This is a genomic window from Gluconacetobacter asukensis, assembly GCF_014174375.1.
GTDB lineage: Bacteria > Pseudomonadota > Alphaproteobacteria > Acetobacterales > Acetobacteraceae > Gluconacetobacter > Gluconacetobacter asukensis.
This window is the reverse complement of record NZ_JABEQE010000021.1, coordinates 15,073-30,986: the sequence shown is the minus strand read 5'-3', so window position 1 is coordinate 30,986 and position 15,914 is coordinate 15,073. Positions and strand designations below refer to the sequence as shown.

The window sequence follows — 15,914 nt, the reverse complement described above, 5'->3', positions numbered from 1 at the left end:
CTTCCCAACCGGCTCAGCGATATTCATTTACATGACCGACCCAGGTCCGCCTTTTCAGCATTGGGACGTTTTAACCTGACGGGAACGCGATCCCGGGCGTCATGTCGGGCCCGCCCGCATCCAGCTTTCCACTGTCGCCAGTTCATCATATGGGCGCACTTCGTCGATTGTGATACGTCCCTCATAGATGCAGCCGCTTTCCCCATCGAGCGTGATCTCCGCCCCGCTGTCGAAACGCCTTCCCGCGATCACACAGCTTTTCCGGTCGGGCGCAACCACCAGGTCGGCGCATCCGACAATGGCGACCTTGCCAAGCTCGCGCGCCACGACCGCCGCATGGCTGGTACGGCCGCCATGCGCCGCAAGCAGCCCCTCGGCACTGGCGATCCCTTCGATATCCTCGGTCAGGAGGTCATTGCTGACCAGGATGGCCGGCCGCCCCTGCCGGGCAAACTGCCGGGCGCCATCCGCGCTCATGACAATGGCACCCGTCGCGGCCCCTATCCCGGCCGGCGTTCCTTTGGCAATCGCATCGCCATGCGCGCCCACCACGCACCGGCGCGTGATCGCGGTGTAATCCAGCCCTTCCAGCTGCCGCAGCGCCTCTTCGACGCCGATCAGGCCCTCGCGCACCATATCGACGGCGATCTTCAGCCGCGCCCAGGCGGACCGTTTGCCCGAGCGGGTCTGCAACAGGAAAAGCCGCCCGTCTTCCACGGTGAATTCGAAATCCTGCATATCGTGGAATCTGTCTTCCATCTGCCGGGCGACATGCTCCAGGCCCTGTGCGACCTGCGGCATGATGCGGGACAGCGTGATGGCGGGGGTGACACGCCTGCGGCCGGACACCACATCATCGCCCTGGGCATTGAAGGAAAAATCCAGATAAAGCCGCTTCTCGCCCGTCGCAGGATCACGCGTGAATCCCACGCCCGATCCCGATTTCGGTCCCGAATTGCCATAGACCATGCGCTGCACGGTTACCGCCGTCCCAGGCAGGTCCGTCAGGGACCTGATCCTCCGATAGGTTTTCGCGCGCTCCGACTCCCATGACCGGAATACCGCATCCACCGACAGCAGAAGCTGCTCCATGGGCGTGTCGGGAAAGGCCCGTCCGGACATGTCCTCGAAAATATCGAGATACCGCAATGCCAGACCGCGCAGGGACAAGGTATCGAGGTCGGACAGGCCCCCCGCCTGCCCGGCCAGCAGGGCATTTGCCGATGCATCCGCGAAGGGCGCCGGGTCCAGGCCGTGCACGACCTGCCCGTACGAGCTGACCAGTCGCGCATAACAGTCCCAGACAAGGCGGGGATCGCCCGTCAGCGCCATCATCCCCGGCAGGGTCGTGCGCGTCAGCCCCACATTCAGGATCGTATCGAGCATGCCGGGCATCGAGATGGGGGGACCCGAGCGGACCGAAACCAGCAATGGCCGCCGCGCGTCGCCGAACGCCAGGCCGGTCGCCTGCTCCAGACGGCTCAGCGGGCCGGCGACGCGCGCCCGGAATTCGTCCATCGGCGGCGGCCCATCGGCGATCCATTGGGCGCAGAGCGAGGTCGGCAGGACGAACCCGGGCGGTACGGGCAGACCCATCGCGGCCAGAACCACAAGATTGAAGGCTTTCCCGCCAAGCAGGGACAGCGCCCCCGCCGGGGGCGGCAATACGCCCGCTTCGATGATCTGGATGGGGTCAGGTTGCAAACCACTCTCCCACGGCATGATCCGAGACGAGGCGACCCGCATTCAGCAACGCGTCCGCCACCTCCTCCAGCCCTCCGCCAACGGCGGTCGCGACATGGAACAGCCGGGCATCGACATCCGCCTGCATCAGATGCGTGAACAGTTCGCGCTGGATATCGTCCGTTGCGTGTTCATGCTCGTGCAGCCGGTCGAGCAACCCCATGAACGCGCGCATGTCCCCCCGCGCGACGGTCCGGTGCTCGTTGCGCAGCGCGCACAGCAGGCGGACATAATCCCTGACCGCCATGATGGCGCCCTCGACCAGAAGCAGAAACCGCTCGCGCAACCCGACAGGCAGGTCGCGGGGCAGGAATTGCAGAAGAAACGCCACCTCCTCGAATGTATCGGCCGCATCATCGGCCTCCGAGGCGATCATGCGCCAGGCGCGCACCTTGCCGTCGCGGGCCAGGTCGCATATGCGCCCCACCTGCCGATCGGCAAGGGCTTCCCAGACCTTGGCCCGCGTGGCGGCCCCGGCGGGGTCCGCAACAACGTCCAGCAGCGTGGCATGCACCAGGTTGCCCAGGTCAAGGATCAGCGCGGCATGGTCCACGGCCTCATCAAGAATGCGGTCGGCCACGGAGCCGACGCGCATCATCAATTCCGCCTGCAACAGATCGCGGATCACGAAGGGCGACCGGCCGTCGCGCAGAGACTCGCTGGCAATGCGCAATGCCTCCCGCAGGAATGCCGTCGCCTCGTCCCTGCCGAGGGCACGCTGCAGGGAGGTGTAGGAGACACCGCTGATCCGCGACACGGTTTCCAGCAGATCCTCGATCACCGCCTCACCGCCGATTTCCAGATAGGCACGGTGGCCATATTCATGATCGGCGGCCCAGTCCAGAATGGCGACCGCCTCCCGTCGCGTGACGAAACGGCCAAGGCTTTTCCGCGCCTTGTTCCAGTCGATGAGAAAGACGAGTGACGCTCCCAGCTCCTCCAGCGCGGTATCGAGCGTGGCCAGGTCGGGGGCCTCGAACGTTCCCACTGTGACCAGGAAAACATCATCCTCCATGCCCCGCGCGCGCCGGTTGGAGACCGTCCACGAAAACCGGGGCAGGCGCCTCTGGAAAAAATCCAGACGCTGTTTGTGAATATCGCTATGGATAATGGTCAGGCGGCGCTCTTCGACCTGGGCGATCAGCACATGCGCGTCGGTCGTGCCCAGATCGTTCTGGATGGTCATATGGTCGCCGTCGCGCATCGCGTTGGTGGCCAGCCCCGGATGGTTGAACTTCAGCGGCGCCGTCCGATTCAGCCCATGCATGAAGGCGACCAGGCGATCCCTGTCCGCCGGGCCCAGAAGATAGGCGCGGGCACCGGCAACATCCGCCTCGGCCAGGCCGGCGGCGATGTCGTTGATGGCCTTGTGCATCTCCATCACCAGGCGATGGAACGACACCTCATCCTCGCCCGAAACGCGCGACAGCCGCGAGACCAGGCCGGCCGGCAGCACGTCGCCGTCCAGATGAAGGGACGCACGAAGCGCCTCCTCGCGCTCGCGGAATACGGCCGCCGCCGCACGGTCGAACAGGCGCGCACCCGCGCCCGCCTCCACCGCCGCGCACATACGCGACAGATCGTCCCGCAGGCGCGCCATCACCGCGCTGATCTCCGGTACCCGGACACCATCGCCGGTTCGCTCCAGCAGGGCGGGCGCATCATAAAGCGGATCACGGTCCAGCCCGGCCATCGTCCGCTCGGCCACCAGACCGGCAAAAGGCGTCCGATCGTCCCGGCCCGACGCCGCCTCGACGGCCTGCAGCCAGCTCAGCGCGAATTTTATGCGGCCATTCGCAGCCAGCCCGTCCGCAACCAGGTTGGGCAGAAGCAGCGCGCCCGGCGCAAGCTCAGCAACCACACCCTCCTTCTGAATGGTCATTCTGTCTTCCCTCCCCAGGAGGCCGGCCGGGCCGTTGACCATGTCGGTCGCGGGGGAACATGGTCCCTAAACGCCGCTGTGGTGTCCGGTTGCATGCAATATGCCGCCTGTCATCACGAATCCCGGCGTGCGATTGAAGAGGCGCCGGCACACGCGCATCTAGGGTCATCGGGTGTATTCCGCAGGGGGGCACCCAAAACATTCATGCAGTGGCCTGCCGATATCCGGCAGGCCACTCCGCAGCGGAGACCGCGTGTCATGCAGGTCAAGGACGTCATGACCTCGCCGGCAATCTGTGTCGCGCCAACGCAATCCGTCACGGACGCCATCCGGCTGATGGTGGCGCACAAGATCAGCGGGTTGCCGGTCATCACCGAAAAGGGGCAACTGGTCGGCATCCTCACCGAAGGCGACCTCATGCGCCGGAGCGAACTGGAAACCGCCGGGCATTCGTGGCTCGGCGACCTGTTCCGGTCGCCAGGGCACAAGGCCGAGGACTATGTTCACAGTCATGGCCGCAAGGTTGCCGATATCATGTCGCAGCGGCCCGTATCCGTCGGGCCCGAGACCCCGTTGCGCGATGCCATCGCCACATTGATGCTGCACCATGTCAGGCGCCTGCCGGTCATGAAGAACGATCAGCTCGTGGGCGTGGTCTCGCGCGGCGACGTGCTGCGCGCCTTGCTGCCGCTGATGTCCGGCGCGCCTGCCCTATCCGACGACCAGAGCATCAGGCAGTCCATCCTGAAGGAATACCAGGCGGCATTGCACCTGGGCGGCAGCAACACCATCACCGTCGATGTCAGGAACGGGGTGGTGGACCTCGACGGTACCGTCACGGACGAACGGCTGCGTACCGCCGCCCGCGTGGCGGCGGAAAACGTGAAGGGGGTCGTCTCCGTCGTGGACCACATCACCTGCATCGACCCGTTCGCGGGCGTCACCATCCCCCCACCCTCCCTGCCGTAAGGCATCGCGGCGTCTCACGGCCGGGAAAGCAGGAGCGACGCGATGGCGGAGCCTTCAGACTCCCTGCGATGGTTCGAAGATATCGGGCTTGGCGACGTTCCCCTGGTCGGCGGCAAGAACGCCTCGCTGGGCGAGATGTACCGGGGGCTGGCGGCCCAGGGCATCCTGGTGCCCAATGGGTTCGTCCTGACGGCGCGCGCCTATCGCGACGCGCTGGACGCGGCAGATGCCTGGCCGGCCCTGCATGCCCTGCTGGACCCTCTGGACCCGACCGATATCGCCCTGCTGGCCCGCAACGCGGCCCAGGCGCGCGAGCTGGTCTACGCCGCCACCGGCACGGAAACGCTACGTCGGCTCATCGCCGACGCCTATCGTCGCCTCGAAGCGCAATATGGTCCGGATGTCGCCGTCGCGGTCCGCAGTTCCGCCACGGCGGAGGATCTTCCCACGGCCAGCTTCGCGGGCCAGCACGAATCCTACCTGAATATCAGCGGGGCCGAGGCGATCTTCGAGGCCTGCCGCCACTGCTTTGCCTCGCTCTTCACCGACCGGGCCATCGTGTATCGCACCAATAACGGCTTCGACCATTTCAAGGTCAGCCTGTCCGTCGGGGTCATGAAGCTGGTCCATGCCGACCGTGCCTCCAGCGGCGTCATCTTTACCCTCGATACCGAATCCGGCTTCCGCGACATCGTCCTGATAACCGGCGCCTACGGGCTGGGCGAGAACATCGTCCAGGGCACCATCGACCCGGACGAATTCTATGTCCACAAACCGACCTTTCGCCAGGGACACCACACCGTGCTGCGGCATGTCCTGGGACGGAAGCAGTTGACCATGGGCCTGGAGCCGGGCCCCGGCGGATCGCGCACCCAGAACGTGCCAACCCCGCCGGACCGGCAGCGCCAATTCTGCATCAGCGATACCGAAGCCCTGTCCCTGGCCGGCCAGGCACTGCTGATCGAGGATCATTATTCCCGACAGGCCGGCCACCCGGTGCCGATGGACATCGAATGGGCCAAGGACGCCGATGACGGCCGGCTCTATATCGTCCAGGCGCGGCCCGAGACCGTGGCCTCGCGCCGGGGCGCCGCCATGCTGGAAACCTATGCCCTGACGGGAAGCGGCCCCGTGCTGGCGCGTGGCCGGGCCGTGGGCGAGAAGATCGGAGGCGGCCCGGTCCGCGTGATTTCCACCCGTGACGAACTCGCCTCCTTCCAGCCCGGCGACGTGCTGGTCGCGCCCTCGACCAATCCCGACTGGGAGGCGGTCATGAAGACCGCGTCCGCCATCGTGACCGACCATGGCGGCCGCACCTGCCATGCCGCCATCATCGCGCGCGAACTGGGCGTTCCGGCAGTCGTCGGAACCGGGGACGCGACCCGGGTCCTGCACGCGGGCCAGCGCGTCACGGTCTCCTGCGCGGGGGGCGAGAGCGGAGAGATTTACGACGGCGAGATTCCCTTCACGGTCACCCGCACCGATGCCGGCAGCCTGCCGCGCCCGCGCACGCCTATCATGGTCAATCTGGGCAATCCCGAACTGGCCTTCCGCACCGCGATGATGCCCTGCGCGGGGGTGGGTCTGGCGCGCATGGAATTCATCATCAGCGAATCCATCGGCATCCACCCGATGGCATTGGCGCACCCCGAACGCCTGACACCCGACGACCGGCAACGGGTCGCCGAACGCACGGCAGGCAGCCCGTCACCCGGCGATTATTTCATCCGCACCCTGTCGGAAGGGATCGGCACGATCGCCGCCGCCTTCCATCCCCGGCCGGTCATCGTGCGGCTGTCGGATTTCAAGACCAACGAATATGCGGCCCTGATCGGCGGCGCGACGTTCGAGCCGCAGGAAGCAAACCCCATGCTCGGCTTTCGCGGCGCATCGCGCTACGCCCACCCGGCCTATGCCGACGGCTTCGCGCTGGAATGCGCTGCCCTGTCGCGGGTGCGCGGGGCCATGGGGCTGACCAACCTGATCGTCATGGTGCCGTTCTGCCGCCGGGTGGCGGAAGCCGAGCAGGTCCTGGCCGCGATGGGCCGCAACGGCCTGGCACGCGGCAAGGACGGGCTGGACGTCTACATGATGTGCGAAATCCCCAACAACGTCATCCAGATCGATTCCTTTGCCGCCGAATTCGACGGCTTCTCGATCGGATCGAACGATCTGACCCAGCTGACGCTGGGCGTGGACCGCGATTCCGACATCGTCGCATTCGATTTCGACGAGCGCGACCCCGGCATGCTGGAAATGCTGCGCCTGGCCGTCACCGGCGCCCGACGCAACGGACGCAAGATCGGAATCTGCGGCGAGGCCCCGGCGAACGACCCCGAGATCGCCCGCTACCTGGTCGCCATCGGCATCGATTCGATCAGCGTCAATCCGTCCAGCCTGCTGCGCACCATGGATATCGTCCGCCAGGCCGAAGACGCCCTGGCCTGAACGGCGCGCCGCTCTTCCCCCTTGCGCGGGATCACCCGACATGTCCCAGACCATTGCGACCTTGACGCTCAATCCCGCCATAGACGTCGCCTGCGTCGCGGCGGAGGTGCATCCGACACAGAAGATCCGCACGACGAACGAGCGGCTGGACCCCGGCGGCGGGGGCATCAACGTCGCCCACGTCATCCACGAGCTGGGCGGCGAGACCCTGGCCGTCATCATGGCCGGCGGCGTGACCGGGCGCTTGGTCGAGGAATTGCTCGACCAGGCCGGCGTGCCTTGGAAGAGCCTGCCGATCGTGGGCCGGACCCGCATCTGCCTGAACGTGCAGGAGCGCGCGAGCCATCTGGAATATCGTTTCGTGTCCGAGGGCCCGCTGATCGAGGCCATGGAATGGCAGAACAGCCTGGCACTCCTCGAAGAGCTGGACGCCGCCTGGGTCGTCGCAAGCGGCAGCCTGCCGCGCGGGGTGCCCGAGGATTTCTATGCGCGGGTGGCCGCCATCGGGGAACGGCGGAGCTGGCACCTCGCCGTCGATACATCCGGCGCCGCCCTGCGCGCGGTCGTCGGCCACGGGGTGGACCTGCTGAAACTCGACCATGGGGAATTCGAATCCCTGGTCGGCCACCCGGTCCAGGGACAGGACGCCCTGGCGGCCGAGATCGGGCGGGTGCTGCGTGCCGGCGCGGCCCGGATGATCGCCGTCAGCCTCGGGCCGGACGGCGCATGGCTGGGATCCGCCGCCGGCCTGGCATACGTGCCCGCCCCGCCGGTGCAGGCGCGCGGCGCCGTCGGCGCGGGCGACAGTCTCATGGCGGGCCTGGTGCTGGGCCTGACACGCGGCATGCCCCCCGACGAGGCACTGGCCCTGGGCGTCGCCGCCGGTTCCGCAAGCGTCGAACGCTATGGCACGGCCCGGGCCCGGCGCGAGACAGTCGAATCCCTGTTCCGGCAGATCAGGGCCGGCACCAAATCCAGCGCGGAGGACCCGACCGGTGGACCCACGACCGACACAACCCGTCTGGCAGGCTGACCCGCAGGCCGAGGGCGCCATCCGCCTGTTCGCCCTGGCCGGCACCGACGGGCTTGGGCAGGCCATTGCCCGGCACCTGGGCCTGACGCTGGGCCGGCACGAGGAACGCGATTTCGAGGATGGCGAACACAAGACCCGCGCGCTGGACCCGGTATGCGGCGCGGATGTCTATCTGCTGCACAGCCTGCACGGCGGCGCGACGGGCAGCGCCAATGACCGGCTGTGCCGGCTGCTGTTCTTTGTCGGCGCCTGCAAGGACGCCGGGGCCGCGCGCGTGACCGCCATCGCGCCCTATCTGTGCTACGGGCGCAAGGACCGGCGGACGAAGCCGAACGACCCGGTGACGACACGCTATGTCGCGACACTGTTCGAAGCCGTCGGAACCGACCGTCTGGTCACGATGGACGCGCATGACGAGGCGGCGTTCGAAAACGCCTTCCGCCGGCAGACGGTGGCGCTGACGGCCGTTCCCCTGCTGGTAGAGTCCCTTCCCGGTCTGACCGCCGAGTTGGGGGCCGATCCAGCCCACCTGTGCGTCGTGTCGCCGGACCTTGGCGGCGGCAAGCGGGCCGAGCGCCTGCGCGGGGCACTGGAAGCGGCCACCGGACACCCGGTCGGGGCGGCCTTCGCCGAGAAGCACCGCAGCGGCGGGCAGGTCTCCGGCGACCTGTTCGTGGGCGATGTCGCAGGGGCGACCTGTATCGTCATCGACGATCTGGTCAGCACCGGCGGTACGCTCGCCCGCGCGGCCCGCGCCGCCCGCGGCGCCGGCGCACGGCAGGTCGTGGCCTGCGTCACCCATGGCCTGTTCATGGCCGGCGCGGACAGCATCCTGGCCGAACCGGCCATCGACCGTATCCTGACAACCGACACGGTCCAGCCCATCCGGCTGCCGGACGGCCCGGCCCGGCGCAAGCTGCAGATCGTCTCCGCCGCGCCATTGCTTGCCGAAGCCATCCGCCGGCTGCATCGCAACGCACCACTGTCGGACCTCCTGGTCTTCTAAGGTCCGGCGCCGGTCAGGACGGCATGCTCAAGCCGCTCCAGCCGCAGCGCATCCGCCAGGGCCAGACGCAGGTAAGCGCGCGCCTGGCGCGGCCATTTTTCAGGCGTGCGCGGCTGGGCGTCGCACAGATGCATGATCGCCAGCCGGGCCCGCAGCATGGCGCGATAGCTGCGATAGAACAGCAGCAACCCGCCGACACGCCCCCCGTGCAGGACAGGCCGCAGACGCCGCCCAATCCTCTCCCCCGCCCAGGCCGCGCCCAGACGCGCACATTCCAGTTGCAGGAAGGCGATTTCGTCCAGCGGATCGAGCGCCCGCAAGGCCGGGTCGAACTCCAGACAGTCGATGATACTCACGCGCCCGTCCATCCAGATATGTTCCGGACGCAAATCCCCATGCGCGTCGACAATGCGGCCGGCACGCGCACGCGCCACGATCATTCCGAACCGCCGGTCCACAAAGCGCGTCAGGATCGCATCCACGCGCGCCACCATGCCGCGCGGCAGATGAAAGCGCGGGTCCAGCAACACGCGCCGGTTGCCGGACAACGCCCTCCGCCACCTCATCCGCAGGGTGTCCACGGACCCGCGGACCGCAAGCGGGTGCGCATGCGCGTAGAACGACGCCAGGACGGCAGCCAGCCGGTCGAGCTGCAACGGCCGCACCGCATGCGCCAGCAAGGTCGACTGCAGAAACCCGCCATCGTCGAGGCGCCGCATGACGACCAGCCAGTCCACGACCCGCCCCACCCCGCCGATGGCCAGGCCCGCCGCGCCCTCGACCAGCGGGACGACCCCCAGATAGACATCCGGCGCCAGCCGACGGTTCAGGCGGTCTTCGGCACGGCAGGCATCGGCCCGGCGCTCCAGGGTGGAGAAATCCAGATAGGGAAAGCGCACCGGCTTCTTGAGCTTGTAGACGCATCCCCCGGCCAGGAAGACCCAGGACATATGCGTCTCGCGCGCAATGACCGTGTTGACGGCACCACCATAGCTTTGCGGCCGGGACAGAAACCGGACCTTGCGCTCCAGGGATACAGGCGGCGCCGAAACAGACGCATCGCGCGCCATGCGGTCGGTCCGGACCGGCAAGTGAACCCTGTCCGGCCGGGCCGGGATCATGCCCGGTCCCGGTTTCAGGGCCGCGCGTCGGGTGCGATGTGCTGCTGTCACGTGGCGTCGGCGGAATGCTGGATGACATTCCGCCCTCCCATTTCCCATCACATGGGGGCAGGAAGCAGATCGGAAAAGAAGCGGGCAGGAAAGTTGGTCGACCAGACGATCATGTTCCATGATGTGTCCGATCTGGACGGAGGCGATGCAAAACGCCTCCCGCCCTCACGTTCCCGCGCAGGAGACAGGGATGGCCGGCGTGGCAACGGGCGCATGAGGCGTGTCCAACAGATCGAATATTTGATTTCTCACAAACGAAATATATCGTTTTCTATCCCATATGGCGCAGCGTTACCGTTAGTGGCGGGTCAGCCGTGAATAAGAGACTGTTTCAAAAGCCTCCAAGGATAGATCGACATGAACACCATCGCGACAGGCACCGGCACCATCCCGCCCTTCCATCTCGCCTTTCCCGTCCGCGACATTGCGGAGGCCCGCGCATTCTATGGGGAGCTTCTGGGATGCCCGGAGGGCAGAAGCGCGCCCGACTGGGTCGATTTCGATTTTTACGGTCATCAGATCGTAGCCCACCTGGCGCCGGCGGAACTGACACCGGCACAACGCAACGAGGTCGACGACCATGCCGTGCCCGTACGGCATTTCGGCATCGTGCTGCCCATGCCGGCCTGGCACGACATGGCGGAGAAACTGCGCGCGGCCGGCACCGCCTTCATCGTAGAGCCCTATATTCGCTTCAAGGGACAACCGGGCGAGCAGGCCACAATGTTCTTCCTGGACCCCAGCGGAAACGCGATCGAAATCAAGGCATTTGCCGATATCGGGCAGCTTTTCGCCAAATAGTCCCTGGCCGTTCCGGCGCCGATCAGGCGCCGGACGGCTGCACGCAGTGCGCCGGCGTCCGTCCCGCCAGCGCGTCGATGACCTGCTGCGCGCAGAGCATCGCGGTCCGGCGCAGGGCCTCGCCCGTCGCGCCTCCAAGATGCGGCGTCAGGATCAGGCCGGGCGCCGATAGTACCGGGTCATGCACAAGCGGGGGCTCCCGCACCAGAACGTCCAGCGCCGCCCCGGCCAGCGTTCCGGCCTGCAGGGCCGCGACCAGGGCGGCACTGTCGATCGCGGTGCCACGGCTGGTATTGACGAGCAGCGCACCCGGTTTCAGCAGGGCCAGGGCGGCGGCGTCGATCGGGGTGGCCCCTGCGGCGCCTGCCGGCCGATGGAGGGAGACGACGTCCGCGCTGCGCAACAGCGCCTCCACCCCATCCACCCGCATGACGCCGGCCTGCGCAAAGACCGCGTCCGGCACGTTGGGCGACCAGGCCACCACCCGCATGCCGAACCCCGCCCCCGCCATCGCCGCCACATGCCGGGCGATCGCACCGAAACCAATCAGGCCCAACGTCTTGCCGGCCAGTTCGATCCCGCCGGCCGCATAGCGGAAATCCCACTGCCCGTCGCGAACGGCCCGGTCGGCAACGGGAATGCGCCGCGCGGCGGCCAGGATCAGCCCCATGGTCAGTTCCGCGACCGAGCGGCTGTTCGTATTGGGCGCGTTGGTCACCCAGATCCCCCGTTCCGCCGCTGCGGCAACCGCGATCCTGTTGGTGCCCGAGCCGTGACAGGCGACAAGGCGCAGATTGGGCGCGGCGCGGATGGCGGCTTCATCGAATCCGAGGTCGCGGGTAATGACGGCCTCGGCGCCGCCGATTTCAGCAGTTGCCGCCTCCATCGTCGCGCGGCTGGCATAGCGCGTGGCAACGCCGGCGCCATTCAGATACGCCACCGCGTCGGGATGGATCGGCTGGGTGATGAAACAGGTGGCCACGGCGTTATCCTTCCATCCCGACCGCAGCGGGCATGAGGGGGAGTCGGATCGCCCCGTCCGCGACCGTCAGTTCGGTGCCGAAGGGGCGGGACAAAGCGGCAAAAGCCTCGAGAATGCGCGTGGCCTCGGCACCCTGGGCCAGCATCGGCGTCCCGCGACGATGGGCCGGGCGCCCCAGCCCCAGCGAAACCGGATGGATGTCGATCCCCCGCAGCATGCCCCCCTCATAGAGGCAGACCGGTACCACACTGTCCCAGAAGCGCTGATCCGCGGGGAAACCCTTGCGGTCGTTTTCGCTGCGCTCCTTGTAGAGGCGATGCGGCGTGACATCGGGCGCGCAACGATAGGCAGCGTAGGAATCCATCGGCAGGCGTGCGACGAGTTCGTTCTGGCCGATGAAATTGCCCAGGCCGTGAAAGATCGGGCGGCCGCGATACAGTTCCAGCCCGCGCAGCAGATGCGGGCCGTGACAGACGACGATATCCGCCCCCGCATCCACCGCCGCGCGCGTGAAGGCGCGCAGGAAATCGTCCGGAATTTCGACATCCGGGACGCCATCGGCATTATATCCGCTTTCATGCGCATGCACGCTGACGATCACGACGTCCGACACCAGGCGCGCTTCGCCGATCCAGCGCGCGATGTCCGCGACATCCTGGGCGTCGGCCTCCGTACGGGTGCGGATCGTGTCGGACGCGGCGAAGCGTACGCCGTCGAAGGACAGGGTGCCGGGCGCGGGCGGAAACGCGAATCCCAGCCGGATCTTTTCATCCAGCACATGCCGAAGGCCCAACCGTTCGTAAATCCGGGTCAGATGGGCCAGATCGTCTGCCGTCACATGATGCGTGCGCGTGACATGCAGCGGATTGACGCCTGGGCGGCCCGGCATCAGCGCCGTCTGTGCCGCCGCCTCCTGGCCCCGGGCAAAGGTGGACACGCAGGAGAGCATGGCAACCGTACCGGCCGGCCGGGTGCAATAGACCGGTCGCCGCGCCTCTTCGAGATTCGTACCGATCCCGGCATGGAGCAGGCCACGCCGGTCGAGCGCCGCCAGCATGGCCCGCAGGCCCGCGACACCGTAATCGAGACTGTGATTGGTCGCGGCCGCAAACAGGTCGAACCCGGCATCACGCAGTTCGTCCAGCACCCAGGACGGCGCGCCGAAATGCGTACCGCCATGGTCCAGGGACGGGTCCCCCGCAAAATCGTTCGATACCAGCTCCAGATTCGTGAAACTGACGTCACAGCTCCGGATCAGGTCGAACAGCGGCCGGATTTCGGCATCCTGCGTGCTGTTCAGACGCCGAAAGAGAATCGAATCACCAGTCAGGCCGATCTTCATCATCATCCTTGCTCCGCGCGCAGGTACAGCAGCCGTTCGAGCAGCCGCGTGGCCAGCGCGAAATCGTCGAATTCCATGGCCTCGTAGGGATTGTGGCTGCCATTGGCGTTCCGGACGAACAGCATCACCGTGGGCACGCCCTGCCCGGCGAAGATCGCAGCATCATGCCCGGCGCCGCTGGGCAGCGTTACCGCCGGAATGCCGGCCCGCCGCGCCAGGGCGACCGCTTCGGCCTGAAGCGGCGCATCCATCGCGGCTGGCGCGCTCTGCGTGCGGGCGCCGAGATCGACCACGACACCATATTCGTCCTCGACAGTCCGGGCATGGGCCATCAGGGCGGCCTCCATGCGCCCGAGCAGTCCAGGATCGCGCGAGCGGATATCGATGCTGAGATCGACCCGTCCGGCAACGGCGCTGAAATTCGCCTGGGCGGCATCCGTGTGACAGACGCCGAAGGTCAGCGTCATCTCGCCGCCTTCGGTCTCGACCTTGCGCCACTCGGCCTGCATCACCGTCATCAGCGTCGCCGCCGCCATGACCGCATCGGCGCGGAACGGGCGGGGCGTCGCACCGGAATGGGCATAACGCCCATGGATGGTCGCCGCGCGATAGCGCACGCTGCCACAAATGCCCGTCACGATGCCGACCGGCACATCGGCGGCCGGCAGGACCGGCCCCTGTTCGATATGCAGCTCGACGAAACACGCCAGGTCGGACGGCTGCAATACCGGCGCGGTATGGATATGGTCGGGCTGGCCGCCCGACGCGCGCATGTGATCGGCCAGCGTCCCTCCGTCATCACGGCGGACCGCCGCCAGCGCGCTTTCCTCGAGCAGCCCGAAGGCGCTCTTGCTGCCGATATACGAGACGGGGAACCACACGCTTTCCTCGGCCCGGGTGATGATCAGGACCACGTCGCGGGCCGGCACGTATCCTGCGTCCGCCCAGCCGCACAGGCAGGCAAAGCCCGCCAGCACGCCGGCCGCGCCATCGTAATTGCCGCCGCACGGCACGGTGTCGAGATGCGATCCGGTCATCACCGCCGGCAACGTCCGGTCGCGGCCCGGCAGGGTGATGAACAGGTTGCTCGCCCAATCGCGGCGCACCAGCAGACGGCGCGCCCGCGCCATGTCCGCCAGCAGCGCATGAGCCTGGTTTTCACCGTCACCGTATGACGCACGGGTCATTCCCAGCCCGTCGAAGCCGATCGTGTGCAGACGGGCGAATAACGCGCGCGCGTCATCAAGTGCCGGCGGCATGATGGTCCTGTCCCCGTCAACCGACGCGGGATCGGCCATCCCCTCCTCGTTCTTCATGCCGGTCATGGAGCCCGCTCCCTGTCCCCCACGTCGGACAAAAGCGCGTCCGCGGGGCGGGCCTGCTCCAGATGGGCGATCAGGGCGTCCAGGGCGGGAGAGGTCCAGCTCAGCATCGTCAGCACCCCGATCTCGCGCAGGATCGTGTGCTCCCCCAGGGGGACCACACGGACATTCGGCATGGCACGAACAGCCAGGATGTACGGAACGATGGCAACGCCCATGCCGCTGGCGACCATCTGCAGGATGGCATGGACTTCCTCGGTCTCGATCGCAGTATTCGGCACGATGCCCTGCGCCTGCAGGAAGCGATCGACGGTCCGGCCCCCGAACGACCGACGATCGTAGCGGATGAAGGGCTGGCTGACGATGATCTGCCGCCAGTCGCCCGGCGGCAGATGCGCCGGAACGACCAGCACGAAATTCTGCCTGACCAGCGGGTGCCAGCCCAGATGCGGCATCAGCCCGAAAGGCGGCCGCACGATGATGACGGCATCGAGTTCACCGGCATCCAGGCGATCCATCAGGCCCATCGACACGCCCGGCACGATATGAAGCGTGAGCGCGGGATAATCCGCCCTCAGGCTGGCCACCGCAGGGGCCAGAATCGTCGTGTGTGTGGTGGAAATGGCCCCGACACGCAGCCGTCCATGCACGACCATATCGGCCGCCGGGTCCCGCATCTTGTCAAACAGGGCGAGAATATCCTCGGCATGGCCAAGGGACAGGTGCCCGGCCGCGCTGAGTGTCACCGACCGCCCGGTGCGCTCGAACAGGGCATGGCCCAGCTCCTGCTCCAGCCGCCTGATCTGCGCGCTGACGGCGGATTGCGTCAGCCCGACGCGGTCCGCAGCGGCAGCAAAACTTCCAAGCCGGGCGGCCGCGGAAAAAGTGCGAAGTTCCGAGATCATGGATCGACCATCAATTATTTTGTCTCTTACATCAATAATAATGCGATATTTTTGTCTCTCATTTTCGTTCTACAATCCGCACAAAGAGAGGGTCAAGGAGATTGCACATATCCGACCACGGCAGACCTTACAAATCTCCCTTATAAAACCATAACTTTCTGAATATTTATTCATTTTCCTCCATAAAAAACCTCTCCCTGGGCCATAAAAAATCTTGAAGAGTCATTTGGTTTCGTGCTCGTTATGTGTGCGATTTGGATATGTTTCACACATAACCGCGGCAGTCTGCCGCCTACGCATTCAGGAGGC

At 66.7% G+C, this 15,914-nt stretch carries 12 protein-coding genes; 5 read left to right on the top strand and 7 right to left on the bottom strand.

The window, feature by feature from the left end:
• Window positions 1–99: 99 nt before the first annotated feature.
• Both HLH35_RS17360 and HLH35_RS17355 read right to left on the bottom strand, forming a co-directional pair.
• Window positions 100–1,704 (bottom strand): PEP/pyruvate-binding domain-containing protein, encoded by a 1,605-nt coding sequence (locus tag HLH35_RS17360; protein ID WP_182980347.1) that lies wholly within the window; start codon window positions 1,702–1,704, stop codon window positions 100–102.
• Complete coding sequence (locus HLH35_RS17355; RefSeq protein ID WP_182980346.1) at window positions 1,694–3,625, bottom strand: DUF47 family protein; 1,932 nt, start codon at window positions 3,623–3,625, stop codon at window positions 1,694–1,696. The genes HLH35_RS17360 and HLH35_RS17355 overlap by 11 nt, the downstream gene beginning before the upstream one ends.
• 258 nt (window positions 3,626–3,883) lie before the next feature.
• On the opposite strand from HLH35_RS17355, the gene HLH35_RS17350 reads away from it, so the two are divergent.
• From HLH35_RS17350 to HLH35_RS17335, 4 genes are read left to right on the top strand one after another with little or no spacing between them, the layout of a single operon-like run.
• Window positions 3,884–4,594: a CBS domain-containing protein gene (locus tag HLH35_RS17350; protein ID WP_182980345.1), complete on the top strand. Its 711-nt coding sequence runs from the start codon at window positions 3,884–3,886 to the stop codon at window positions 4,592–4,594.
• Window positions 4,595–4,636: 42 nt separating this feature from the next.
• Entirely contained in the window at window positions 4,637–7,042 is a 2,406-nt protein-coding gene (gene ppsA / locus HLH35_RS17345) for a phosphoenolpyruvate synthase (RefSeq protein WP_182980344.1), read from the top strand.
• A 40-nt stretch (window positions 7,043–7,082) separates the two neighbouring features.
• Window positions 7,083–8,075, top strand: a complete 993-nt coding sequence (locus tag HLH35_RS17340; RefSeq protein ID WP_182980343.1) for a 1-phosphofructokinase family hexose kinase — start codon at window positions 7,083–7,085, stop codon at window positions 8,073–8,075.
• The gene (locus HLH35_RS17335) at window positions 8,038–9,081 is read left to right on the top strand and encodes a ribose-phosphate diphosphokinase (protein ID WP_182980373.1); all 1,044 of its coding nucleotides are present in this window, start codon (window positions 8,038–8,040) and stop codon (window positions 9,079–9,081) included. The genes HLH35_RS17340 and HLH35_RS17335 overlap by 38 nt, the downstream gene beginning before the upstream one ends.
• Here the strand turns inward: HLH35_RS17335 and HLH35_RS17330 are convergent.
• Window positions 9,078–10,172 (bottom strand): hypothetical protein, encoded by a 1,095-nt coding sequence (locus HLH35_RS17330; protein ID WP_182980342.1) that lies wholly within the window; start codon window positions 10,170–10,172, stop codon window positions 9,078–9,080. The genes HLH35_RS17335 and HLH35_RS17330 overlap by 4 nt on opposite strands.
• A 438-nt stretch (window positions 10,173–10,610) precedes the next feature.
• Between HLH35_RS17330 and HLH35_RS17325 the strand changes: the two genes are divergently transcribed.
• The gene (locus tag HLH35_RS17325; RefSeq protein ID WP_182980341.1) at window positions 10,611–11,054 is read left to right on the top strand and encodes a VOC family protein; all 444 of its coding nucleotides are present in this window, start codon (window positions 10,611–10,613) and stop codon (window positions 11,052–11,054) included.
• A 22-nt stretch (window positions 11,055–11,076) separates the two neighbouring features.
• On the opposite strand, the gene HLH35_RS17320 is transcribed toward HLH35_RS17325, so the two are convergent.
• From HLH35_RS17320 to HLH35_RS17305, 4 genes are read right to left on the bottom strand one after another with little or no spacing between them, the layout of a single operon-like run.
• Complete coding sequence (locus tag HLH35_RS17320) at window positions 11,077–12,036, bottom strand: NAD(P)-dependent oxidoreductase (protein ID WP_182980340.1); 960 nt, start codon at window positions 12,034–12,036, stop codon at window positions 11,077–11,079.
• Between the two features lie 4 nt (window positions 12,037–12,040).
• Window positions 12,041–13,378, bottom strand: a complete 1,338-nt coding sequence (locus HLH35_RS17315; protein ID WP_182980369.1) for a CapA family protein — start codon at window positions 13,376–13,378, stop codon at window positions 12,041–12,043.
• A gap of 2 nt (window positions 13,379–13,380) precedes the next feature.
• On the bottom strand, window positions 13,381–14,703 hold the full coding sequence (locus HLH35_RS17310; protein WP_246385190.1) for a Zn-dependent hydrolase: 1,323 nt from the start codon (window positions 14,701–14,703) through the stop codon (window positions 13,381–13,383).
• Window positions 14,700–15,605 carry a LysR substrate-binding domain-containing protein gene (locus HLH35_RS17305; RefSeq protein ID WP_182980339.1) on the bottom strand — a complete coding sequence of 302 codons (906 nt, stop codon included), beginning with the start codon at window positions 15,603–15,605 and terminating at the stop codon, window positions 14,700–14,702. Before HLH35_RS17305 ends, HLH35_RS17310 begins: the two co-directional genes overlap by 4 nt.
• Between the last annotated feature and the right edge of the window lie 309 nt (window positions 15,606–15,914).

Excerpts from the sequence above, each read along its gene's own strand:
- HLH35_RS17355 (WP_182980346.1), bottom strand. The coding sequence starts at position 3,625 with ATGACCATTCAGAAGGAGGGTGTGGTTGCTGAGCTTGCGCCGGGCGCG.
- HLH35_RS17350 (WP_182980345.1), top strand. The coding sequence starts at position 3,884 with ATGCAGGTCAAGGACGTCATGACCTCGCCGGCAATCTGTGTCGCGCCA.
- ppsA (WP_182980344.1), top strand. The coding sequence starts at position 4,637 with ATGGCGGAGCCTTCAGACTCCCTGCGATGGTTCGAAGATATCGGGCTT.
- HLH35_RS17340 (WP_182980343.1), top strand. The coding sequence starts at position 7,083 with ATGTCCCAGACCATTGCGACCTTGACGCTCAATCCCGCCATAGACGTC.
- HLH35_RS17325 (WP_182980341.1), top strand. The coding sequence starts at position 10,611 with ATGAACACCATCGCGACAGGCACCGGCACCATCCCGCCCTTCCATCTC.
- HLH35_RS17315 (WP_182980369.1), bottom strand. The coding sequence starts at position 13,378 with ATGAAGATCGGCCTGACTGGTGATTCGATTCTCTTTCGGCGTCTGAAC.
- HLH35_RS17310 (WP_246385190.1), bottom strand. The coding sequence starts at position 14,703 with ATGACCGGCATGAAGAACGAGGAGGGGATGGCCGATCCCGCGTCGGTT.
- HLH35_RS17305 (WP_182980339.1), bottom strand. The coding sequence starts at position 15,605 with ATGATCTCGGAACTTCGCACTTTTTCCGCGGCCGCCCGGCTTGGAAGT.